At 64.3% G+C, this 21789-nt stretch carries 21 protein-coding genes; 9 read left to right on the forward strand and 12 right to left on the reverse strand.

The genetic code is table 11. From position 1 onward, the window contains the following. Positions 1–81: 81 nt before the first annotated feature. On the reverse strand, positions 82–2529 hold the full coding sequence (locus AC1DT7_RS04400) for a TonB-dependent receptor (protein WP_478034515.1): 2448 nt from the start codon (positions 2527–2529) through the stop codon (positions 82–84). Between the two features lie 407 nt (positions 2530–2936). On the opposite strand from AC1DT7_RS04400, the gene metG reads away from it, so the two are divergent. The 5 genes from metG to mazG all read left to right on the forward strand — a co-directional run bounded on the left by metG (position 2937) and on the right by mazG (position 7105). Further along, the gene (gene metG, locus AC1DT7_RS04405) at positions 2937–4481 is read left to right on the forward strand and encodes a methionine--tRNA ligase (RefSeq protein ID WP_478034517.1); all 1545 of its coding nucleotides are present in this window, start codon (positions 2937–2939) and stop codon (positions 4479–4481) included. Beyond that, positions 4481–5257: a TatD family hydrolase gene (locus tag AC1DT7_RS04410; protein WP_478034519.1), complete on the forward strand. Its 777-nt coding sequence runs from the start codon at positions 4481–4483 to the stop codon at positions 5255–5257. The genes metG and AC1DT7_RS04410 overlap by 1 nt, the downstream gene beginning before the upstream one ends. A gap of 10 nt (positions 5258–5267) precedes the next feature. After that, positions 5268–6032, forward strand: a complete 765-nt coding sequence (locus AC1DT7_RS04415; protein ID WP_478034520.1) for an MBL fold metallo-hydrolase — start codon at positions 5268–5270, stop codon at positions 6030–6032. Continuing rightward, positions 6029–6238, forward strand: a complete 210-nt coding sequence (locus AC1DT7_RS04420) for a hypothetical protein (protein ID WP_478034522.1) — start codon at positions 6029–6031, stop codon at positions 6236–6238. The genes AC1DT7_RS04415 and AC1DT7_RS04420 overlap by 4 nt, the downstream gene beginning before the upstream one ends. A 93-nt stretch (positions 6239–6331) precedes the next feature. Beyond that, the gene (gene mazG, locus AC1DT7_RS04425) at positions 6332–7105 is read left to right on the forward strand and encodes a nucleoside triphosphate pyrophosphohydrolase (protein WP_478034523.1); all 774 of its coding nucleotides are present in this window, start codon (positions 6332–6334) and stop codon (positions 7103–7105) included. An 84-nt stretch (positions 7106–7189) separates the two neighbouring features. Here the strand turns inward: mazG and hflX are convergent, their stop codons facing one another. The 7 genes from hflX to dusB all read right to left on the reverse strand — a co-directional run bounded on the left by hflX (position 7190) and on the right by dusB (position 16270). Further along, a complete protein-coding gene (gene hflX / locus AC1DT7_RS04430) occupies positions 7190–8482 on the reverse strand; it encodes a GTPase HflX (RefSeq protein WP_478034524.1) in 1293 nt (430 codons plus the stop codon). Beyond that, a complete protein-coding gene (gene hfq, locus AC1DT7_RS04435) occupies positions 8479–9009 on the reverse strand; it encodes an RNA chaperone Hfq (protein WP_478034643.1) in 531 nt (176 codons plus the stop codon). Before hfq ends, hflX begins: the two co-directional genes overlap by 4 nt. A 78-nt stretch (positions 9010–9087) precedes the next feature. Next, positions 9088–10461, reverse strand: coding sequence for a nitrogen assimilation response regulator NtrX (gene ntrX, locus AC1DT7_RS04440; RefSeq protein WP_478034525.1), 1374 nt, complete (start codon positions 10459–10461; stop codon positions 9088–9090). A gap of 3 nt (positions 10462–10464) precedes the next feature. After that, positions 10465–12681 (reverse strand): sensor histidine kinase, encoded by a 2217-nt coding sequence (locus AC1DT7_RS04445; RefSeq protein WP_478034526.1) that lies wholly within the window; start codon positions 12679–12681, stop codon positions 10465–10467. Positions 12682–12734: 53 nt separating this feature from the next. Next, positions 12735–14189, reverse strand: a complete 1455-nt coding sequence (gene ntrC / locus AC1DT7_RS04450; RefSeq protein WP_478034527.1) for a nitrogen regulation protein NR(I) — start codon at positions 14187–14189, stop codon at positions 12735–12737. A gap of 10 nt (positions 14190–14199) precedes the next feature. Next, positions 14200–15264, reverse strand: coding sequence for a two-component system sensor histidine kinase NtrB (locus AC1DT7_RS04455; protein ID WP_478034528.1), 1065 nt, complete (start codon positions 15262–15264; stop codon positions 14200–14202). Between the two features lie 4 nt (positions 15265–15268). Beyond that, the gene (gene dusB, locus AC1DT7_RS04460) at positions 15269–16270 is read right to left on the reverse strand and encodes a tRNA dihydrouridine synthase DusB (protein WP_478034529.1); all 1002 of its coding nucleotides are present in this window, start codon (positions 16268–16270) and stop codon (positions 15269–15271) included. 86 nt (positions 16271–16356) lie between these two features. On the opposite strand from dusB, the gene AC1DT7_RS04465 reads away from it, so the two are divergent. Genes AC1DT7_RS04465 through AC1DT7_RS04475 form a run of 3 tightly spaced genes read left to right on the forward strand, consistent with a single transcriptional unit; the run spans position 16357 to position 18568 of the window. Further along, positions 16357–17511 (forward strand): bifunctional 2-C-methyl-D-erythritol 4-phosphate cytidylyltransferase/2-C-methyl-D-erythritol 2,4-cyclodiphosphate synthase, encoded by a 1155-nt coding sequence (locus AC1DT7_RS04465; RefSeq protein WP_478034530.1) that lies wholly within the window; start codon positions 16357–16359, stop codon positions 17509–17511. Continuing rightward, positions 17511–18050 carry a hypothetical protein gene (locus AC1DT7_RS04470; protein WP_478034532.1) on the forward strand — a complete coding sequence of 180 codons (540 nt, stop codon included), beginning with the start codon at positions 17511–17513 and terminating at the stop codon, positions 18048–18050. The genes AC1DT7_RS04465 and AC1DT7_RS04470 overlap by 1 nt, the downstream gene beginning before the upstream one ends. A gap of 2 nt (positions 18051–18052) precedes the next feature. Beyond that, a complete protein-coding gene (locus AC1DT7_RS04475; protein ID WP_478034533.1) occupies positions 18053–18568 on the forward strand; it encodes a CinA family protein in 516 nt (171 codons plus the stop codon). On the opposite strand, the gene AC1DT7_RS04480 is transcribed toward AC1DT7_RS04475, so the two are convergent. Then, on the reverse strand, positions 18514–18987 hold the full coding sequence (locus AC1DT7_RS04480) for a type II toxin-antitoxin system RatA family toxin (RefSeq protein WP_478034535.1): 474 nt from the start codon (positions 18985–18987) through the stop codon (positions 18514–18516). The genes AC1DT7_RS04475 and AC1DT7_RS04480 overlap by 55 nt on opposite strands. Then, entirely contained in the window at positions 18987–19931 is a 945-nt protein-coding gene (gene lipA, locus AC1DT7_RS04485; RefSeq protein ID WP_478034536.1) for a lipoyl synthase, read from the reverse strand. Before lipA ends, AC1DT7_RS04480 begins: the two co-directional genes overlap by 1 nt. Positions 19932–20083: 152 nt before the next feature. Here lipA and AC1DT7_RS04490 point away from each other — a divergent pair, with 152 nt between their 5' ends. Continuing rightward, positions 20084–20725, forward strand: coding sequence for a carbonic anhydrase (locus tag AC1DT7_RS04490; protein WP_478034537.1), 642 nt, complete (start codon positions 20084–20086; stop codon positions 20723–20725). Here the strand turns inward: AC1DT7_RS04490 and AC1DT7_RS04495 are convergent. Both AC1DT7_RS04495 and AC1DT7_RS04500 read right to left on the reverse strand, forming a co-directional pair. After that, entirely contained in the window at positions 20722–20880 is a 159-nt protein-coding gene (locus AC1DT7_RS04495; protein WP_478034538.1) for a hypothetical protein, read from the reverse strand. The genes AC1DT7_RS04490 and AC1DT7_RS04495 overlap by 4 nt on opposite strands. An 86-nt stretch (positions 20881–20966) precedes the next feature. Beyond that, positions 20967–21743, reverse strand: coding sequence for a polyphosphate kinase 2 family protein (locus AC1DT7_RS04500; RefSeq protein ID WP_478034540.1), 777 nt, complete (start codon positions 21741–21743; stop codon positions 20967–20969). Between the last annotated feature and the right edge of the window lie 46 nt (positions 21744–21789).

Genomic DNA, 21789 nt, shown 5'->3' on the forward strand with positions numbered 1-21789 from the left:
CGCCCCGGACCGACGCGATGGTCGGCCCGGGGCGATTGTCTTTGGTCGTGCCGGACACCATGAGGGTGCCCGGGACGGGGATCAGAAGTTGACGCTCACTTCGCCGCCGAAGGTCCGCGGCGTGTTGAAGTTCGCATAGCTGCCGAGCACCGCGTCATTTGCGCCGGAGCGGCGATAGATGTGCTGCTCGTCGAGCAGATTGCGTGCCCAGATCGAGAACGTAGCCTTGTTGGCATCGCCGATCTGAATACCAGCCAGCGCCAGTCGGCCATTCACGATAAAGCTGGAGTCAGTCTTCACGTTCTCAGACTGGAAGCTGTAGTTCGCATCCGCGTAATTGGCATCAAGATGTAAGCGAAGCTTCGCATCGCTGCTGCCAACCGGCACTTCATAATCGATATAGCCGGAAGCGGCGTTTGGCGGGGTGTAGACCACAAACACCTGTGTCGGCACGCCGAACGTCGGCCCTGGGTTCGGGTTCGGCGTCAACGGCACCTTGGTGTAGGTGTAGGTGTAGGACGCACCGAGCGTCAGATGCTCGATCGGGCGCACGGTGATATCCGCCTCGACGCCCCGGATTTTCGAGATGCCCGGCGCATTGGCGGTATTCTCGGTGTGGAGGTTGAAGTTCGGGTTGAGCGTCGTGGTGCCGGGCAGGAACTGGTTCGTATCGACATTGTCGAAGTCGATCTGAGTCCCGGACCGATCCATGATGTACCCTGCCAGGTTCAGGCGAACCTTGCGATCGAACAGATCCATCTTTGCGCCAAGTTCGTACGATTTCACCGATTCCGGCCCGAACGCCGAGAAGTTCGACGAGCGGTCGTTCGCGCCGCCGGCGCGGAAGCCGGTCGAATATTTGGCGTAGAGATTGAGGTCCGGTGTCGCGTCGAACGCCAGCGTGACCATCGGATCGAACCGGCCACGATCGTAATGAAGCTGATAGTTGGTTGGCACGCCCGAGACGAGGTAGAGGACGCCATCGCGCTTGTCCTTGGTGTAGCGACCGCCGACCGTCAGGTGCAGCATGGTGGCGAAGTCAGGCGTGTAGGTTGCCTGGCCATAGGCAGCATAGCTGCGCGTACGGTTGACGCTGGCGCGTTGCAGGAAACGCGAATTGTAATCCCAGCCCTGATTGCTGGAGGTGATTGGTCCGAATACCTGCGAGGGAAGGATGGTATAGGCGGTGCCGTCTGCGTTCCACTGGATCGAAGACGGTGTCGCTGCCGATTCCCGGGCCTGTTCGTTGAAATAATAGAGTCCCGCCACGTAATCGAGCTGCGAGATGCTGCCAACTGCCTGGAATTCCTGGCTGAACTGGTTCTGATAGAGGTCAGAGAGGCTGTAGCGGCTGGTCTTGCCGTTGGGCACGAACTGAACCCGCTCCGGGCCACCGGAATTGTCCCACTGATTGGTAGAAACCTTCCGCCATGCCGTGATCGAGCGCAGTTCGAGTGCTGGCGAAATCTTGTAGGAAAGCTTTGCGCTTTCACCGCTGGTTTCGTCGACGCTATATTGCTGTGGCACACCGACATCGGCGACGTCCTGGCGATCCGGATGAACGCCGACCAGCGGCGACAGTGGCGCAATGCAGCCGCCGGTGCAGGTGCCTCCGGCGGGCGCGCCGAGCGCGGTGCCAGTATACACGCCGACGGTATGGCCCTTCGGATTATAGTTGATCAACTGGCTGTAGAATGGGGTGTTCTCGTCCTTGGCCTTGTCGAACGAGAAGTCCGCGGTGAAGCCGTCGAACGGCTGCCACCGCGCCGAGATGCGGCCGCCAACGCGGTTATAGGCATTCCAGCCGATCGAGCCGGCCAGCGGATCCTTCGTCGTCGGATCCTGGTGCTGGATCACGCCGTCGAGCTTGACCGCGAAATTATGGAAAGCGGGGAGGTCGAGATGGACCTGGCCGTCATACTGCCCGTAATTGCCGACGCCGGCCGAGACGCGGCCGTCGAATTGGCCGGTCGGCGCCTTGGTGACGATGCTTAGCGCGCCACCTTCGGTATTGCGGCCGAACAGCGTGCCCTGTGGGCCACGCAGCACCTCGATACGCTCGACGTCGAACAGGGCTGCGTTGAGGCCCTGCTGGCGGCCAAGATAGACGCCGTCGACATAGACGCCGACACCCTGGTCGCGCGCCGTCTGGTTCGCATCGAACGGCACGATGCCGCGGATACCGACGGTCAGCGCCGACTGGCGAGCCTCGAAGGTGGCGATACGCAGCGACGGCACGGCGCCGTCGGCCAGATCCATCAGGCTCTGCACGTGACGGTCAGCGATGACCTCGGGCGAGACCACGGAGATGGCGATCGGGGTCTTCTGGAGATTGGTCTCGCGCTTCAGCGCGGTCACGACGATATCGGCGATCTGGCCGCTATCGGCTTCGGGCGCGTCAGCGGGCTTTGCCTCGTCAGCGGCGGGCGCTGGCGCGGGTGCGGTTTCGGCGACAGCCGGCACCGCCATGGTGGCCAGCAGAGCGCCGCCCAGCAACAGCTGAAGCCGGAAGGCTTTGCGATCATGCATGTGTAGATTTCCCTTTAAGCGGGACATCCCGTCCCGGTTTCTGGGCCGCTACAGATGGTGGGGGTCAGAAATGTTACAATCAGTGTAACACAATCAATACAACCTTGTCATTTTCGCATCATTTTTATCTAATGCAGATATGTGTTATTGTGCAACTACAGTAAAGTGCTCGATATTTTGAGAATGATGGCGGTATTTTATCAATCAATGGCTGAATAGGGCGACCCAATTAATATCTATTCTTCCTGAAGTACATAAAGCGCGTTCGAGCGACTTGCCACCCAGGTCGAGGCGCAGAAGGGGTCGAGGGGGCAGAAGGGGCTGCGGGGCGGGCCGATTGACATGCATCGGAAAAGCTCGGCTCCGGGTGGTTCTAATCGCACCGCAACCGCGCTAGGAGGCCCGGCATGGGCCAGCCTTATTACATCACCACCGCGATCAGCTATCCGAACGGACGGCCGCATATCGGCCATGCCTATGAGGCGATCGCGACCGACGCGATCGCGCGTTATCAGCGCCAGGCGGGGCGCGACGTGCGTTTCCAGACCGGCACCGACGAGCATGGCCTGAAGATGGTCCAGACGGCGCGCGACCGGGGCGTCGAGACACGCGCGCTTGCCGACGAGATGTCGGGATATTTCAAGGCGATGGATGATCGCCTGAACATCTCCTACGATCGTTTTATCCGTACCGTGGAGCCTGGACATCACGCCGCCAGCCAGGCGATCTGGTTGGCGATGGAGGCCGCCGGCGACCTGTATATGGACAAATATGAGGGCTGGTACTCGGTCCGCGACGAGGCATTCTACGACGAAAAGGAACTGGTCCCCGACGAAAATGGGGGGGAAGGGGCCAAGCTCTCGCCCCAGGGTACGCCGGTGGAATGGACGGTCGAGGAGACCTGGTTCTTCCGCCTGTCGAAATATCAGCAGCCCTTGCTGGACCTGTACGAATCCAGCCCCGACTTCATCCGGCCCGAGGCGCGGCGCAACGAGGTGATGCGCTTCGTCGAAGGCGGGCTTTCCGACCTGTCGGTGTCGCGTACCAGCTTCGACTGGGGCGTGAAGGTGCCCGGCAGCCCAGGACATGTCATGTATGTCTGGGTCGACGCGCTGACCAATTACCTGACCGGGGCGGGCTATCCCGACAATGAGGCCGATCTGGCGCGCTATTGGCCGGCCGACCTGCACGTGATCGGCAAGGATATCGTGCGGTTCCACGCGGTGTACTGGCCGGCCTTCCTGATGTCGGCGAAGCTTGCGCTGCCGAAACAAGTGTTCGGGCATGGCTTCCTGCTCAACCGCGGCGAGAAGATGTCGAAGTCGCTCGGCAACGTCACCGATCCGATGGAACTGGTCGAGCGGTTCGGCGTCGACGCGTTGCGTTATTTCCTGCTGCGCGAAGTGAGTTTCGGCCAGGACGGCAGCTATTCGGAAGACGCGATCGTCACGCGTTGCAACGCCGATCTCGCGAACAATCTCGGCAATCTGGCGCAGCGATGCCTGTCGATCGTCGCCAAGAATTGCGGTGGCATCGTGCCGGTGGCGGGTCCGCAGACCGATGCCGATTCGGCGTTGCTGGCAAGCGTCCACGCCGCCGAAGCCGGCATGCATGCGGCGATGAAAGATCTCGCGATCCACAATGCGCTCGAGGCAATATGGTCGGCAGCGCGCGACGCGAACCAGTATTTCGCCGATGAGGCGCCGTGGAGCGTTCGCAAGACCGATCCGGAACGCGCCGACACGATTCTGCACCTGACGATCGAGGCTATCCGGCGAATCGCGATCATGGCGCGCTGGGCGATTCCCGACGGGGCCGACCGGTTGCTCGATCTGCTCGGCCAGGAGGTCGGCGCGCGCAATTTCGACTCGCTTGGTGTGCCCGTGGTCGCTGGGACCGTTCTGCCGGCGCCGAGCGGCGTGTTTCCGCGGCTGGAGCTTGCGGAGGCCTGATGTTCGCTGACAGCCATTGCCACCTGAATTACAAGGGATTGTACGAGCAGCAGCCGGAGATACTGGCCCGCGCCAGAGCCCGTGGCGTGTCCGCCATGCTCAACATCTCGACGCGCGAGAGCGAATGGGATGCGGTGATCGCCACGGCCGAGCGCGAGCCGGATGTCTGGGCGACCGTCGGCATCCATCCGCACGAGGCCGACCAGCATCCCGATATCGGCACGGCACGGCTGATCGAGCGGGCGGCGCATCCTCGCGTCGTCGGCATCGGCGAGAGCGGGCTCGATTATTATTACGATCATAGCGACCGCGACCGGCAGCGCGCGAGCTTCCGCGCGCATATCGCCGCGGCGCGCGAGACCGGTCTGCCGATCGTCGTGCACACGCGTGACGCCGAGGAGGACACGGCGGAGATACTGCGCGAGGAGATGGGGAAGGGTGCCTATCCGGGCGTGATCCATTGTTTCACCGCGAGCGGAGCTTTTGCCGATATCGCGCTGGAATTGGGTCTTTATATCTCCATATCCGGCATCGTGACCTTCAAGAATGCCAAGGATCTGCAAGAGACGGCGGCGCGGCTGCCGGTCGAGCGGCTGTTGATCGAAACCGACGCACCGTTCCTGGCGCCGGTGCCGCATCGCGGGAAAACCGGCGAACCGGCGTTCGTGGCCGATACCGCCGAGTTCCTGGCAACGCTGCGCGGCGAAGATGTGTCGGTGCTGGCGGAGAAGACGGCGGCGAACTTCCACGCCTTGTTTGCCAAGACGGCCGCGTGAGAGCGCAGGCGTGAAAGTCCGCATCCTCGGATCGGGCACCTCGTCGGGCGTGCCACGGATCGGCAATGACTGGGGTGATTGCGATCCGGCCGAGCCGCGCAACCGCCGGCTGCGGGCCTCGATCCTGGTCGAAACCGGGACGACCCGCATCCTGGTCGATACCAGCCCGGACATGCGCGAGCAGTTGCTGGCGGCCGATGTCTCGACGATCGATGCAGTGATCTGGACGCATGACCATGCCGACCACTGCCATGGGATCGACGATCTGCGGCAAGTCTATCATGCGATGGGCCATCCGGTGCGTGGGCTGGCGCGCGCGATGACGCGCGACGCGCTGGTCGAGCGTTTCGCTTATGCCTTTCTCGGGCGCGATGGCTATCCATCGACCGTGGCGATGGAGACGCTGCCCGATGCGATTACCATCGGCGACATCGCGATCCGTGCCGTAGACCAGCCACATGGCAACATCCTGTCGGCGGGATTGCGCTTCGACACGCCGGCCGGCTCGATCGGATATGCTACGGATTTCAATATCCTGACCGATGACATGCGCGCGCTGTATCGGGATCTGGACGTGTGGATCGTCGACGCGCTGCGCTATCGGCCACATCCGACCCATCCTGATGTGCCGACGGTGCTTCGATGGATCGAAGAGCTTCGGCCGCGTCGCACTGCCTTCATCCATATGGACCAGTCGATGGACTATGCCACGGTGCGCGCCGCGCTTCCGGCCGGGGTTGAACCCGGTTATGACGGCATGGAGGTGACGCCATGAACGATCAGTCCTTCGATATCGTCTTTTACGCCTTGCTGCTGATCCTGCCGGTATCTGCGCTGATGGCGCGCCGGTTGCCGATCAAGGACGTGTTCAAGATGGCACTGGCCTGGATCGCGGTGTTTGGCGTCCTGTTCATCCTGGTGGTGCTCTGGCAGCAATCGTTCGGGACCGGCGCGGCGCTCAGAGGAGCGATTGGTTCGTGAAGGCCGCGAGGGGGCTGCTTTGATACTATCTGAATTTAACATAATGTGTATTATCGAACTGGCGGATATGGCCGGGGCAGGACTCCCCCGGCTGTGACTGGTCCCTCCGAGAGCAATATCGAGCGCCTGGTCGCGATCATGGCGCGGTTGCGCGATCCGGAGCGCGGTTGCGACTGGGATGTCGCGCAGGATTTCTCGACGATCGCACCGTACACGATCGAGGAAGCTTATGAGGTCGCCGATGCGATCGCCCGTGGCGACATGGCGGATCTTCAGGACGAGCTTGGCGATCTGCTGTTCCAGGTCGTGTTCCATAGCCGCATCGCCGAAGAAGCCGGCCTGTTCGCCTTGCGTGACGTCGTGGCGTCGATCAGCGACAAGATGGAGCGCCGGCACCCCCATGTTTTCGGCGGCAGCGACGGTGGCCATGCGCAACATTGGGAACGGCTGAAGGCGATCGAGCGCCAGGCCAAGGGCGATGCCGGCGCGCTGGACGGCGTTGCGGCCGGCCTGCCCGCGCTGCTGCGGGCCGAGAAGCTGCAGAAGCGCGCGGCGCGTACCGGGTTCGACTGGCCCGATCCGTCGGGCGCCCGCGCCAAGATCGACGAGGAGATCGCCGAGATCGAGGCGGCCTCGCCCGCCGAGCGCGAGGAAGAGATTGGCGACCTGCTGTTCGCGGTGGTGAACTGGTCGCGGCACCTCGGCGTCGATCCCGAGGCGGCTTTGCGCTTGGCGAATGCGAAATTCGAGCGGCGATTCAAGGCGATGGAGGCTGAGGCCGGCGATGGGTTTGTGGGACTGGAGCTGGAGGCCAAGGAAGCGCTTTGGGTTTCAGCGAAGCGGGCGGAGAAACGCCGGCCAAGCTAACATTGCCGCAGACTGTCTGCTCAGACCAAAAAGGAAAAGCAGTCCTTCGACTAGCTCAGGACGAACGGTGGGGAATCGCGGTGCTCAATCGGTGCGCTGGTTGAACCGCTCATAATCACGTTCGGCCATGCGGACTTCGTAGACCGCGCTGTCGTCTTCGATTTCCTGCGAGATCACTTCGCCATGCTGGTGCAGCCAAGCGGCGCCAGCGCCGTCGGATGCCGCGAGCTCGATGCGAAACCGGCGATGGGCTTGAGTCAGCAGCGCGGCTACCTTGTCGATCAGGGTATCGACCCCTTCCCCGGTCATTGCCGAGAGCGCGACTACGTCGGGGCGGTGCTCCGCCTCCCCCACCCGTTCTGTGCGGTCGTCTTCGTCTAGCAGGTCGAGCTTGTTCCAGGCCTCGATCCGCGGCGTGGTGATGGCGACGCCGATCTCGGTCAGCACGGCCTCTACATCGGCCTTTTGCGCGGCGCTGTCGGGATGTGCGATGTCGCGGACATGGATCAGCAGGTCGGCCGAGATGACTTCCTCGAGCGTCGCCTTGAACGCGGCGACCAGTTGGGTCGGCAGTTCGGAGACGAACCCCACCGTGTCGGAGAGGATCGCCTTGTCGATGCCGGGCAGCGAAATCTGTCGCAGGGTCGGGTCGAGCGTGGCGAAGAGCAGGTCTTCCGCCATGACGTCAGCACCAGTCAGGCGATTGAAAAGCGTCGATTTTCCGGCATTGGTATAGCCGACCAGCGCAATAACCGGCCACGGCGCGCGTTGGCGCCGGTCGCGATGCAGGCCGCGCGTGCGCGTGACCTGGTCGAGCTCCTTGCGCAGCCGCGCCATGCGGTCGCGGATCAGGCGGCGATCCGCTTCGATCTGGGTTTCGCCCGGGCCGCCGAGAAAGCCGAAGCCGCCGCGCTGGCGCTCGAGATGGGTCCAGCTGCGCACGAGACGGCCGGCCTGGTAGTCGAGATGCGCGAGTTCGACCTGCAGCCGCCCTTCGGCGGTCGCGGCGCGTTCGCCGAAGATTTCGAGGATCAGGCCGGTGCGGTCGATCACCTTGGCCTCGAGCGCCTTTTCGAGGTTGCGCTGCTGGATCGGCGTGAGCGGCGCGTCGAAAACGACGAGCCCCGCCTCCTCCATCCGCACAGAGGCGGCAAGCTGTTCGACCTGACCGGAACCGATCAGGGTCGCTGGCTTGGCCTGGCGGACGCGGAACGCGACCTTTTCGGCGACGACGACGCCGATCGCCTCAGCGAGACCAGCGGTCTCTTCCAGACGAGCGGCGGCGTCGCGCGAGGAAACGCCATGTTCGGGATAGACCACGATGGCCCGCGCACCCCGCGCGAACTCATCGCGATCACGTTCGAAACCAGTGCTCAATCGTCGTCCGAACCTGCTGTTTCGTCAGCCAAATTCAGCGGATGCGCCGGCTGGATGGTCGATACGGCATGCTTGTAGACGAGCTGCGACATGCCATCGCGCTGGAGCAGCATGCAGAACAGGTCGAACGCAGCGATCTGGCCCTGGAGCATGACGCCATTGACGAGGAACATGGTGACGTTGTCGTCGGACTTGCGAACCGCATTCAGGAAAATTTCCTGAAGCAGCGGGGCCTTTTTCTGCGCTTCACCCACCGCATTGACGATAGCCGCCACATCGACCGTGGCCGAGGGCATGATCGTGGAGATGGCGTGCTTGTAGATGAGTTGCGACTGGCCGTCGCGGCGGAGCAGTACCGAGAAATTGTCGAACCAGGTCACGATGCCCTGGAGCTTCACACCCTTGACGAGGAACATCGTTACCGGCGTTTTCGAGCGCCGCAGGGCGTTGAGGAAGAGGTCTTGCAGCGAAGTCTGCTTGTCGGCCATCGGTCGATCCTTTGTTATTGGCGGGTGGTTTCCCGCGATGCGCCGGGTTCCCGGCGTCGGATGCGCGCTCCCTGAGCGCGGTAGGGCCAATCTAGGGACTAACCCTCGTTTCGTCCACTATTCGTCGCGCGTTTCGGTGATTCCGAGCAGCTTCAACTTGCGGTGCAGGGCCGAGCGTTCCATGCCGATGAAACTCGCGGTGCGCGAAATGTTGCCGGAGAAACGGCGGATCTGGATGCGCAGATATTCCCGCTCGAAGGTTTCGCGCGCCTCGCGCAGCGGCGATCCCATGATCGCATTCGCGCTCCCGCCCATTTCGCCGGGATCGCCAAGCACTTCTGCCGGCAGCAGATCGAGGTCGATCCGCCCGATGCGGTCGCCMGGCGCCATGATCACGGTACGCTCGACCACATTGCGGAGCTGGCGGACATTGCCCGGCCACTCATAGCTTTGCAGCGCGACCATGGCGTCAGGTGCGATCTCCGGCGTCGGCACGCGGCGTTCGGAGGCGTAGTGCGCGATGAAATGGCCGACCAACGGCGGGATATCCTCGCGGCGCTCGGCAAGACCGGGAATCAATACGGGCACGACGTTCAGGCGGTAATAGAGATCCTCCCGGAAGCGCCCCTCGGCAATCTCCTGAGTCAGGTCACGCGCGGTGGCGGAAACCACGCGGACATCGACCTTTACGACGCGCTGGCCACCGACACGCGTAAAGCTCTGGTCGGTGAGCACGCGCAGGATGCGCGCCTGGGTCGCGATCGGCATGTCGGCGATCTCGTCGAGGAACAGCGTGCCGCCATGGGCCTGTTCGAGCAGGCCGGAACGGACGAGTTGCCCGCCCTCCTCCACCCCGAACAATTCTTCTTCGACGCGCTCGGGCGTCATGCGGGCCGCGCTGACGATCACGAAAGGCGCACTGGCGCGCTGGCTCCAACCGTGGAGCAGGCGTGCGGCGACTTCCTTGCCGACGCCGGCCGCGCCCATTACCAGCACGCGGCTGCCGGTCGAGGCGACCCGCTTCAGCGTGGCGCGCACGCCGTTGATCGAGGCCGAATTACCGGTGAGATCATTGTTTGCGCCCACCGACGCCCGCAGTGACGCCACTTCGCGCCGAAGCCGCTCGGTCTCGGTCGCCCGACCGACCATCAGCAGCAGGCGTTCGGCCTCGAACGGCTTTTCGATGAAATCGGCGGCGCCGCGTCGGATTGCGGCCACGGCGGTGTCGAGATTGCCATGGCCCGAAATGACCAGCACCGGGATCGACGGATCGCGGCGCTTCAGCTCGTCGAGAAGTTCGAGGCCGTCGAGGCGCGATCCCTGCAGCCAGACATCGAGCAGCACAAGCGACGGACGCCGGGCGGAGATCGCCTCCAGCGCCGCGTCACTGTCGGCGGCGCCGCGCGTTTCATAACCTTCGTCTTCCAGCACACCTGCGACCAGTTCGCGGATGTCGTGCTCGTCGTCGACGATGAGGATGTCGAGTGCCATGGTTCAGGTCCGATTTCGCGTGAGTTCAGGGGTCCGGCGGTCTTCCCCCTCGTTGGTGTCGCGCCCTCCGGTATCCATCGTCGCCAGCGATGCCGTGTCGAAGATCATCATGACCACCGTGCCGCCCCCTTCGCGGTCGGTGAAGCCGATCGTGCCGCAATGCTCCTCGACGATCTTCTTCACGATCGCGAGGCCGAGGCCGGTGCCGCGGGCGCGTGTCGTCACATAAGGCTCGACCAGCCGCTCGCGCGCGGCGGGCAGGCCGACGCCGTCATCGGCGACCGTGACGATCACCGAGCTATCCTTCTGGGCGAGCGTCATGGTGATAGCGCCTTCGCTCCCCTCCCCGCGCGCATCGATCGCCTCGACGGCGTTCTTGACGATGTTGGTGAACGCCTGGCCGATCTGGCGGCGATCGCACACCAGCATCGGCCCCGGATCTTCATGGACGAGATCGAAACGGATCGCGGGATGCGCGACCTCGTGCAGAAACAGCGTCTGCCGCGCGATGTCGAGCAGCGATTCGTCGTGGAAGGTCGGTTTCGGCATGCGCGCGAAGGACGAGAATTCGTCGACCATCCGCCGAAGATCGCCGACCTGGCGCACGATCGTCTCGGTCAGGCGGGTGAAGGTGCCGTCGTCGTTGGGCAGTTGCTTGTTATAGCGGCGTTGCAGCCGCTCGGCGGCGAGCTGGATCGGGGTCAGCGGGTTCTTGATCTCGTGCGCGATGCGGCGCGCGACATCGGCCCAGGCGGCGCGGCGCTGGTCGAGCAACTGCCCGGTGATGTCGTCGAAAGTCAGGATCGGCCCCTCATCGGCGCGGGCGATCTTCACCGCCAGGGTGCGCGCCTCGCCATCGACATCCACCTCGACGATCGATTCGCGCGATTCGCCGCGGATCAATGCGTCGAGCTCGGGCGAGATCGCACCGAGGGGACGGCCGACCAGATCCTCGTCGCCCGTGTGCAGCAGCATCGCGGCGGAGCGGTTGATCAGGCGGATCCTCCCGTCGCCGGTGATCGAGATGACGCCGGCGGTGACGCCCGACATGACCGCCTCGATCAGCGCACGACGGCTTTCCAGCGCGCCGGTCTGCTCCTGCAACCGCCCGGTCATCTGGTTGAAGGCGGTGCCGAGCGTGCCGACTTCGTCATCGGTCCTGGGTGTCGGCACGCGGGCGGTGAAGTCGCCGGTCGCGACCCGGTGTGCCGCCGCGACGAGCTCGCCCACCGGGCGGACGAGACGATCGGCGACCTCCAGCGCGATCCACACGGCGATGCCGACGATCAGCAGGGAGATGAACAGCAGAGCCGCGTTGAATCTGAGCTGCAGCGAGCGGGACTTCGTCTGCAGCGTCCGATAGTCGCTCAGGATCGTCTCGCCGCGCTTCAACTGGGTGGCGAGCTGTGGGTCGAATATGCGGGCGGCGTAGAGATAGGTTTTGTTGCCATAAGGCAGCTTCACCACCGCGGCGGCGCGATCCTTGCTCGGCACGATGATGCTCGGCGCGCCGCCATCGATCGTCGCGATCATCGACGCCGTGATGACCTTGTCGAGCGGACGATCATACGGATTCACCAGCGCCAGCGCCTGCATCTGTCCGTCGGGCATGACGCGGGTAATCACCGCCTCGGACAGATTGCGGCGAAACACCTGGAAACCGAAACCCTTCGGAAACTCGTCGCTGTCGATCGAATAGGATTTCAGATAGCCGGCAAGATCGCCGCTCATCGTCAGCGTTTCCTCGCCGACGCGGTTGAGCTCGGCCTTGTAATTTTCCTGCGCGAGCGACGTCGCATTTTCCAGCATGCCGCGCGCCCGGTCCGAGAACCAGAACTGGACGCCATATTGAAACAGCAGCGACGCGAAGATGACGACGAGCAGGGTCGGTACCGCTGCGATCATCGAGAACAGCGCGACCAGCCTGACGTGCAGCCGGCCGCGCCCGCCGATCGGCGACCGGGCGGCGCGGCGCATCGCGATCCGTCGACCGAGCAGTACCAGCAGCGCCACGCCGGGCACCAGGTTGGAGACGAGCAGCAGGGCGACGAGAAGCGGCGTGAGCAGGGTCGGCGACGCTGCGCCGCTCGAAATGATGAAATAGCTGGCCGTCGCGATCGCGATCGCGCCCGCCAGAACCAATAATTCGACGAACGGGGTCACGCTGAAACGCAGAGTCAGCGGTTTCGTTCTTTTCGCGGGTACCGCGTCGGCCGTCATCGTGTCTTCAATACAACATTTTGTTGCAAGGAAAACACACAAAAGCGAACGGGTCAGCCCGTATCGCTACCGCCCGACCGCCCTGCGTCCGGATCGATGCCCAGCGTATCGAGTCTTTTGCGCAGCGTGTTGCGGTTGATGCCAAGGGCCCGGGCGGCGCGGAGCTGGTTCTGGCCGTGGCGGGCGAGCAGCGCCTCGATCAGTGGGCGTTCGACTTCGCCGATGATGCGGTCATATAGACTGCCATCGTCGAGCGCGGCCGGTTCTTCGCGTGCCAGCCGTTCGAGCCGGGCATGGACTGCTGCCTCGATACCCGGATCTCCGGGTGGGGTGGGCTGCGACGACGAGGACGCGCCGATCATCGCCCTCACCTCGTCGGCACCGATTCGTTCGTCACGGCTCAGCACGGCAATCCGGCGCATGATATTCTCGAGCTCGCGGACATTGCCGGGCCAGTCATAGCTTTCGAGCGAGGTGATGGCGGCCGGATCGAGTTGCTTGCGCGGCAGCCCGCCCTCCGCGGCGCGATCGAGGAAGTGGCGCGCCAGCAGAGCGATATCCTGCCGCCGCGCCCGGAGCGCGGGCAGACTGACCGGCACGACGTTCAGACGATAGAACAGATCCTCGCGGAACTGGCCGGTGGCGACGAGCTGGGCGAGGTCCCGATTGGTCGCGGCGACGATACGGACATCGGCGCGGATCGTGCGTGCGCCGCCAACGGTGGTGAACTCGCCCGACTGGAGCACGCGGAGCAGTCGCGTCTGCGCTTCCATCGGCATGTCGCCGATCTCGTCGAGAAAGAGCGTCCCCCCTTCCGCCTGTTCGAAACGACCGGCCGAGCGCGCCTGGGCGCCGGTAAAGGCGCCGCGTTCGTGGCCGAACAGCTCAGCCTCGATCAGCTCGCGCGGGATCGCGGCCATGTTGAGCGCGACAAAGGGCGAGCGGCGGCGCGGGCCGAGATCATGGATCGCACGGGCGACCAGTTCCTTGCCGGTGCCCGATTCGCCCGAGATCAGCACGGTCAGGTCGTTCGAGACGACGCGCGCGATGATCCGGTAGACGTCCTGCATCGCCGGCGAGCGGCCGATCAGCGGCAACGCCGAATCGACCTCGTCGGGGCGCTCTTCCGGCGCGCCGGGCCCGCGGGCGAGCGCGCCCCGCACCGCACGGGCGAGCACATCGAGGTCGAACGGTTTGGGGAGATAATCGTAAGCCCCGACTTCGGTCGCGCGAACGGCGGTGGTGAGGGTATTGCGCGCCGAGAAGACGATGACCGGCAGACCGGGATATTCCTTGGTCAGCTTCTCGACCCGGTCGAGGCCATTGCCGTCGGGCAGCACGACGTCAGTAATCAAAACGTCGGGCAGTCCTGCGGCAAGCTGCACGTCGAGCTCAGCCAGACTTGCCGCGGTCGTCACGCGGTGGCCATCACGGCGCAGTGCCTGGGCGACGACCGTGCGGATCGCCGAATCATCGTCCACGACCAGGATGCTGCCCTGGTTTCTCATATGCTGATCTTCATGCTGATCCTCGGGGCAACAGGATGCGGAACACCGACTGGGGCGGGGATCCTTCGCGGGCATATTGCACGATCCCGCCCATATCGCGCACCAGCTTGTCGACAAGGGCGAGGCCGAGCCCCTGCCCCTCCGGCTTTCCCGACACGAAGGGATCGAAGAGATGGTCGGCGATGTCTTCCGGCGCACCGGGTCCATTATCGATCACGCAGATCTCGATCGGCAGGGGCTGGCGCGGGCGGCCAGGCGACGGGCTGACCGCCATGCCGTGGCGATAGGCGGTGGCGAGCGTGATCCTCGCATCAGCCTGTTCAGCCATCGCCTCGGTCGCGTTCTTGATCAGGTTGAGCACGACCTGGAGGATCGCATCGCGATCGGCCAGCACTGGCGGGAGCGATGGGTCGAACCGCTCGTCGATCGTCACATGCCTGGCGAACCCGGCAAGCGCGACGCGCCGGGCATGATCGAGCAGCGGATAGATATTTTCGGGGTTCAGGCTCAACGGACGGGTGTCGGTGAAATCCTGCATCCGGTCGATCAGCGCGGCGATACGATCGACCTCGGTGGTAATCAGCGTGGTCAGCTCTTCGGTGCCGTCCCCATCGCCGGCGATAAGCTGCGCCGCGCCGCGGATGCCCGAGAGCGGGTTCTTGATCTCATGCGCGAGCATCGCGGCCGCGCCGATCGCGGCACGGGCGGCAGAGGCGCGATCGACCGACTGGCCCATGCGGCGCGAGGTCGCCCCGTGATGCAGTGTGACCGATCGCCAGCCGGCATGATCGGGCACCCGCGCCTCGATATAATCGACCATCACGCGGCCGCCACGCGCAATCTCGATCTCGGCGTCGAATGCCGAAAAGCCCTGATTGTCGCGGCGGCTCGGCTCGCCGGGCGGCGTCAGCACGCTGTCGAGCGGCTGGCCACGCATCGCGCGCTCGGACAGGTTGAGCAGCGCCTCGCACTCGGCATTGGCGAAGGCGATCCGTCCCTCCGGATCGATCACCATCACGGCGACCGGCAGAGCGGCAAACAGGGCGGCGAAGCTTGGCTCCGCCTTTTCCGTCATGAGGTCACGCCGCCGCGCGGCTGCGCCAGGGCGCGTAGAATTCGGCAAGCATCGCCTGGACCAATTTGGGATCCGGGATCTGGTTCACGCGGTTGCGGAACTCGGCCGAACCGTGAAGTCCCTTGGTGTACCAGCCGATATGCTTGCGGGCCATATTGACGCCGACTTCATTGCCATAATGCGAGAGCATCGCGTCATAATGCTCTGTGATCAGGTCATATTGTTGTTCGATCGTCGGGTCGGCGATCCGCCGGCCGGTAGCGAACCATTCCATCACCTGGGCAAGCAGCCAGGGGCGGCCGTAGGCGCCGCGGCCGATCATCACACCGTCAGCGCCGGATTGTTCGAGCGCCGTCTCGGCATCCTCGATCGAGCAGATATCGCCATTGGCGATGACCGGGATCGACACCGCATCCTTGACCCGGCGGATGAATGCCCAGTCGGCAGTGTCGCGGTACATCTGGTTGCGGGTGCGACCGTGAACGGTGACCATCTTCGCCCCGAGATCCTGCGCGATCTTCGCCAGGTCCGGTGCGTTGAGGCTCGAATGGTCCCAGCCCATGCGCATCTTGACCGTTACCGGGACGCTGACCGCATCGACGCACGCGCGGATGATGGCGCCGGCATTGTCGAGATCGCGCATCAGCGCAGATCCGGCATCGCCGCTGGTCACCTTGCGCACCGGGCAGCCCATATTGATGTCGATAATCGCCGCGCCGCGGTCCTCGCTCAGCTTGGCCGCTTCCCCCATCTCGTACGGGGTGCAGCCGACGAGTTGCATCGACACCGGCTCCTCGACCGGATCCCATGCCGCTTTCTGCAGCGACTGGCGGGTCTCGCGGATCGCGGCCTGGCTGGCGACCATCTCGGTCACGTTGAGGCCGGAGCCGAAGCGTCGCACGACAGTGCGGAACGGCATGTCGGTGACGCCCGTCATCGGCGCGAGAATCACGGGGCGCTCGATCCGGACGGATCCGATCTGGATGGGGGCGAGTGTCTGGGTCATGTGCCTGAAAAACGGGCAGCCTATAGGCGAGGATCGGCCCGGCGGCAAGGCTGGCGGTCACGGCGCGCTTCGGCTAGGCGAGCGCGATGACGCGAAGGGGCACCGCAGCGCTGATCGTGGCCGCCGGACAGGGTGTGCGAAGCGGGGGCAGTGTGCCCAAGCAATTCGCCATGCTCGCCGGCAAGCCGATGATTGCGCATAGTTTCGCAGCGCTGGAAGCGCATCCTGACATTTCGCGGGTGATCGTCGTGATCGGCCCGGACCAGGAAGAGGCGCTCGCCGCTGCCCTGGGCGATGTCGAGCACATCACTGGTGGCGCGACTCGACGTGCGTCCGTGCGCGCCGGGCTCGAAGCCCTGGCGGGCGACATGCCCGACCGGGTACTGATCCATGATGCAGCCCGCCCGTTCCTGAGCAGCGCGGTGATCGACCGCCTGCTCGCCGCGCTGGATACGCAGGAGGGCGCCATTCCTGCCCTGCCGGTCGCCGATACGCTGGCGCGGGGCGCCGACACCTTGGGCGAGCTCGTACCGCGCGACGGCGTGTACAGGGTGCAGACGCCGCAGGCCTTTCGTTTCGATTCAATAGTTGCCGCGCACAGGGCGTGGTCGGGCGAGGAGCCGACCGACGACGCCCAGATGCTGCGCACATCGGGCGGTATGGTAGCGCTCGTCGAAGGGGACATGATGCTGGAAAAGATCACCTATCCGGCCGATTTCGCCGCTGCCGAAGCGCGTCATGCCGCCAATATGCGCGTGCGTAGCGCAACCGGCTTCGACGTTCACCGGCTGGTCGAGGGCGAGGAACTCTGGCTCGGCGGCGTACTGATCCCGCACGACAAGGGACTTTCCGGGCATAGCGATGCCGATGTCGCGCTCCATGCCATCACCGACGCCCTGCTCGGCACCATCGGCGATGGGGATATCGGCATGCATTTCCCGCCGAGCGACCCGAAATGGCGCGGGGCGGATTCGGCACAGTTCCTCGAACATGCGGCGTCGCTCGTCGCGGCACAGGGCGGGATCATCGATTTCGTCGATCTGACGCTGATCTGCGAAGCGCCCAAAGTCGGGCCGCACCGCGAGGCGATGCGCACGCGGATCGCGGCGCTGTTGCGGCTTTCACCCGGCCAGATCAGCGTCAAGGCGACGACAACCGAACGTCTCGGCTTCGCCGGCCGCGGCGAGGGCATCGCTGCACAGGCCATCGCAACCATCAGGATACCGGGGGACAGGGCGTGATGAAGCGGAACGGAATCGCGGGAGCGCTGGCGCTGTGGGCGCTTGCAGGCGCCAGTGTCGCCCAGGCGGAGCAGGCAAAACCCTGCCTGACGCATGACGAGGCCACCGCGGTCATGTTCGTGTTGGCTCCCGAGGCGATCAGGGCAGCCGGTACCGCCTGCGAACGGACGCTGCCATCGACCGCCTTGTTGCGGCAGACCTCTGGGCCGCTCCTCGACGGTTTCCAGGTCGAAGCTGATCGGGCGTGGCCCCAGGCACGATCGGGACTGACCAAGCTCGCCGGTGACAGCACGATGGCGGCGTTGCTCGAGCCGGAGGTGATGAAGCCCCTGCTGAAGACGATGATCGCCCCCATGATAGCGAATGAAATCAAGCCGCGGGACTGCGCGGCAATCGATCATATCATGACTCAGCTCGCGCCTCTGCCGCCGGGCAATCTTGTCGAACTCGTCATCACGGTGCTCGAACTGGAGAGCGCGTCAAAGGCGAGCAAGGGCAAGAAGGATGGATTGCCGATCTGCCCGGCACTAAAGCGGTGAGCATGGACACCATCCTCCCCGCCGAACTGGTCGCCGCTGCCCAGCGTGTGGTTGATGCCAACAAGGCCATCGGACGCCACATCTCCGTCGCTGAAAGCTGCACCGGCGGACTGGTTGCCGCCGCCCTGACCGAGATCCCAGGATCGTCCGAGATCTTCGAAAGTGGATTCGTCACCTACTCCAACGATGCCAAGCTCAGCATGCTCCGGGTGAGTTCGGACGTGATCGACACCTTCGGCGCCGTCTCGATCGCGACGGCATGGAGCATGGCGCAGGGCGCGCTCGAGCAGAGCGGTGCCGATGTAGCGGTGGCGATCACCGGTGTGGCAGGCCCAGGCGGAGGGACCGAGAAGAAGCCGGTCGGCACCGTCGTGTTCGCCCGGGCCGAAAAGGGCGGCGATCCGGGGCATGTCGTCGCCGATCGCAAGGATTTCGGCGATCTCGGCCGCGGCGGGATCCGGCTTCAGGCCGCCCTGTGTGCGCTCGAACTGCTGCTGCCCGAGTCCGAAGATCCGTAAAGCCTGGCAGCGCGTTCCTCGAACGCGCCGATCATCTTGCGCAACGCGGCGCCGAACACCTGCCCTGCCAGCATCTCGAACACGCGATTCTTGAACGCGAAGTCGACGCTGAAATCGATTTCGCAGCCATCGGCGTGCGGGCGGAACACCCAGTCGTTGCGCAGATATTTGAGCGGCCCGTCGAGATAGTCGACATGGATGCGATCGGGCCGGGTCTTGGCGACCTTCGAGGTGAAGGTCTCGCGCAGGCCCTTGAAGCCGACGATCAGGTCGGCGACCATCTCGGTCTCGCCGCTCGAGCGGATGCGCACGGCGGTGACCCAAGGCAGGAACTGAGCATAGCTGCCGACATCGGCGACGAGATCGAACATCTGCTCGCGCGAATAGGGAAGCCGGCGGGTTTCCGAATGGCGCGGCATCAGCCCTTTGCGAGCCCCCTCGAAAGCTGGGCCTCGCGCGCGGCCCGCATCTTCGCAAAATCATCGCCGGCGTGATAGCTCGACCGGGTCAGCGGGGAGGCCGCGACCAGCAGGAAACCCTTGGCGCGGGCGATAGCGGCATAGGCGTCGAAGGCCTGGGGCGTGACGAAATCCAGCACCTTGGCATGGCGCGGGGTTGGCTGAAGATACTGGCCCATGGTCAGGAAATCGATGTCGGCAGAGCGCATGTCGTCCATCACCTGATGGACCTCGAGGCGTTCCTCGCCGAGCCCGACCATCACGCCGGACTTGGTGAAGATGGACGGATCGTGGCGCTTGACCGATTCTAGCAGACGCAGCGACGCATAGTAACGCGCGCCCGGGCGGATCGTCGGGTAAAGCCGGGGCACGGTTTCGAGATTGTGATTATAGACGTCGGGGCGTGCCTCGACGATCGATTCGACCGCTGCCTGGGCCTTGTTGCGGAAGTCCGGAGTCAGAATTTCGATCGTCGTCTTCGGCGTAGTGCGGCGGAGCGCCTGGATCACCTTCACGAATTGCGATGCGCCGCCATCCGGCAGATCGTCGCGGTCGACCGAGGTGATGACGATATGTTCGAGGCCAAGCTCCGCGGCGGCATCGGCGGTATGCTGCGGCTCGAGCGCGTCCACGGCGCGTGGCATGCCGGTCTTCACGTTGCAGAAAGCGCAGGCGCGCGTGCAGGTGTCGCCCAGGATCATCACCGTTGCGTGCTTCTTGGTCCAGCACTCGCCGATGTTCGGACAGGCCGCTTCCTCGCACACGGTATTGAGGTTGAGACGACGCATCATCGCCTTGGTCTCGGCGAAACCGGTGCTGGTCGGCGCCTTCACCCTAATCCAGTCGGGCTTGCGCTGGCGGGGGGCTTGGCCGGGGATGGGGTTGAGCGGCGTCATCTCGTTCATGAGCGCCAGATAGCGAGTGTCAGCGCTCGTCGCTAGTGCAGCGATGGCAGGGCCAGTTGCAGTTTGCGGCGACCATTCCGAGCGGGTCGCCACGGGCTGCGCTTGCCATCCCGGCAAAACTCCGAATATGGGCGATTATGTCTACAGAAACGATGTCTACGGATACCCAGGGATTCGCCGAGCTGATCGCCGGCTATCGCCGCTTTCGCGAGACGGGTTGGTCAAGCCAGCATGGCCGCTGGGCCGAGCTTCGCGACAGTCAGCGGCCGCGGGTAATGGTGATCGCCTGTTCGGATAGCCGGGTCGATCCCGCCCAGATTTTCGATACCTCCCCCGGCGAAATCTTTGTGGTGCGCAATATCGCGAATCTCGTGCCGCCGTTCGAGCTGGGCGGCGGCCGGCATGGTGTGTCCGCCGCTCTCGAATTCGCAGTTACGCAGCTCGAGGTCGCGGAAATCGTCGTGCTGGGCCATGGTTCGTGCGGCGGCGTCGAGGCGGCGCTCTCGCAGCGCTTCGTCGGCCAACCCGCCGGAAATGGCGGCTTCATCGCGCATTGGGTGGACATGCTCGACGACGCGCGGGAGCGGATCGTTGCCGAATATGGTGACGGGCCGGAAGCGAAACGGGCGCTGGAACTCGAGACGGTTCGGGTGAGCATTGCCAATCTACGGACCTTCCCCTGCATTCCGGAGCGGGAAACCGCCGGGACGCTGAAGCTGCGCGGCGCCTATTTCGCCATCGCGGACGGCATTTTGCACCTGATGGACGAGAGCGGAGCTTTCGTACCGGCTTAGAAAGCACGGAGATTCGCGATCAACGCGCTGATCGTGTCGACCATCTGGTCGCGCACCAGCGGCATGGCGAGTGCCATGCCAAGCAGCGCGGCGGTCAGCGCGACTTCAAAAACGGTGGCGAGACCGGTTGCCGACGGGTCTTCGATCCTGCGCATGTTCTTGGTCCTTTCCTGGACTGAACATCTCGCTGAAGCGACCATGTTACAATTCAGGATTCATCCGTAAGGACTGTTTGCAGGGCCTATTTCATCCCGAGCGCCTTGCGCGCCAGTTTCTCAAGGTCGGGGTCGAGTGGTGGGGCGTCCATCGGCACCGCAGCCTCGAGCCGATCGGCGATGACGGTGAGCGCGGCGATACGGGCTGCCTTTTTATGGTTGCCGTCAATCGCATGCCAGGGCGCCCAACGTGTGTCGGTCCGGCGGAACATCTCCGCCATCGCATCGAGATAGTCGTTACGCTTGTCGCGGTTGCGATAGTCTTCCGCGCCGGTTTTCCAGCGCTTCCAGGGGTGTTCGAGCCGAGCCTTGAGGCGCTCGTCCTGCTCCTCCTGGGTCACATGGACGAACAGCTTGACGATGGTCGTGCCCGAATCACTCTGCTGCGCCTCGAACTCGTTGATCTCGTCATAGCCGCGGCGCCACTCCGCCTCTTTGGCGAAGCCTTCGACCCGCTCGACCAGGACGCGGCCATACCAGCTGCGATCGAACACGGCGATGTTGCCGTTGGCGGGGAGCTTCTTCCAGAAACGCCAGAGGAAATGGTGGCCGAGCTCGACCTCGGTCGGCGCCTTGATCGGCCATACCTGGAAGTTGCGCGGATCCCATTCGGAGGTGAGGCGCTGGACGATGCCCCCCTTCCCCGCCGCATCCCATCCTTCGAGCAGGATGAGCGCGCGGCGCTTATGGACGATATGCGCGACCTGGATATGCGCCAGCCGCTCCTGCAGCTTGGCGAGATACTGATCGTAGTCGCCCTTGTATTTGGCGCCGGCTTCATAGTCCGAGAGATTGATCGTCATTCGGCAACCCTATCCGTTCGTGTCGAGCGAAGCGAGAGAGGCTTCT

The organism is Sphingomonas sp. P3_C6, assembly GCF_056402595.1.

Excerpts from the sequence above, each read along its gene's own strand:
- AC1DT7_RS04400 (WP_478034515.1), bottom strand. The coding sequence starts at position 2,529 with ATGCATGATCGCAAAGCCTTCCGGCTTCAGCTGTTGCTGGGCGGCGCT.
- metG (WP_478034517.1), top strand. The coding sequence starts at position 2,937 with ATGGGCCAGCCTTATTACATCACCACCGCGATCAGCTATCCGAACGGA.
- AC1DT7_RS04410 (WP_478034519.1), top strand. The coding sequence starts at position 4,481 with ATGTTCGCTGACAGCCATTGCCACCTGAATTACAAGGGATTGTACGAG.
- AC1DT7_RS04420 (WP_478034522.1), top strand. The coding sequence starts at position 6,029 with ATGAACGATCAGTCCTTCGATATCGTCTTTTACGCCTTGCTGCTGATC.
- AC1DT7_RS04445 (WP_478034526.1), bottom strand. The coding sequence starts at position 12,681 with ATGACGGCCGACGCGGTACCCGCGAAAAGAACGAAACCGCTGACTCTG.
- ntrC (WP_478034527.1), bottom strand. The coding sequence starts at position 14,189 with ATGAGAAACCAGGGCAGCATCCTGGTCGTGGACGATGATTCGGCGATC.
- AC1DT7_RS04455 (WP_478034528.1), bottom strand. The coding sequence starts at position 15,264 with ATGACGGAAAAGGCGGAGCCAAGCTTCGCCGCCCTGTTTGCCGCTCTG.
- dusB (WP_478034529.1), bottom strand. The coding sequence starts at position 16,270 with ATGACCCAGACACTCGCCCCCATCCAGATCGGATCCGTCCGGATCGAG.
- AC1DT7_RS04465 (WP_478034530.1), top strand. The coding sequence starts at position 16,357 with ATGACGCGAAGGGGCACCGCAGCGCTGATCGTGGCCGCCGGACAGGGT.
- AC1DT7_RS04470 (WP_478034532.1), top strand. The coding sequence starts at position 17,511 with ATGAAGCGGAACGGAATCGCGGGAGCGCTGGCGCTGTGGGCGCTTGCA.
- AC1DT7_RS04475 (WP_478034533.1), top strand. The coding sequence starts at position 18,053 with ATGGACACCATCCTCCCCGCCGAACTGGTCGCCGCTGCCCAGCGTGTG.
- AC1DT7_RS04480 (WP_478034535.1), bottom strand. The coding sequence starts at position 18,987 with ATGCCGCGCCATTCGGAAACCCGCCGGCTTCCCTATTCGCGCGAGCAG.
- lipA (WP_478034536.1), bottom strand. The coding sequence starts at position 19,931 with ATGAACGAGATGACGCCGCTCAACCCCATCCCCGGCCAAGCCCCCCGC.
- AC1DT7_RS04490 (WP_478034537.1), top strand. The coding sequence starts at position 20,084 with ATGTCTACGGATACCCAGGGATTCGCCGAGCTGATCGCCGGCTATCGC.
- AC1DT7_RS04495 (WP_478034538.1), bottom strand. The coding sequence starts at position 20,880 with ATGCGCAGGATCGAAGACCCGTCGGCAACCGGTCTCGCCACCGTTTTT.
- AC1DT7_RS04500 (WP_478034540.1), bottom strand. The coding sequence starts at position 21,743 with ATGACGATCAATCTCTCGGACTATGAAGCCGGCGCCAAATACAAGGGC.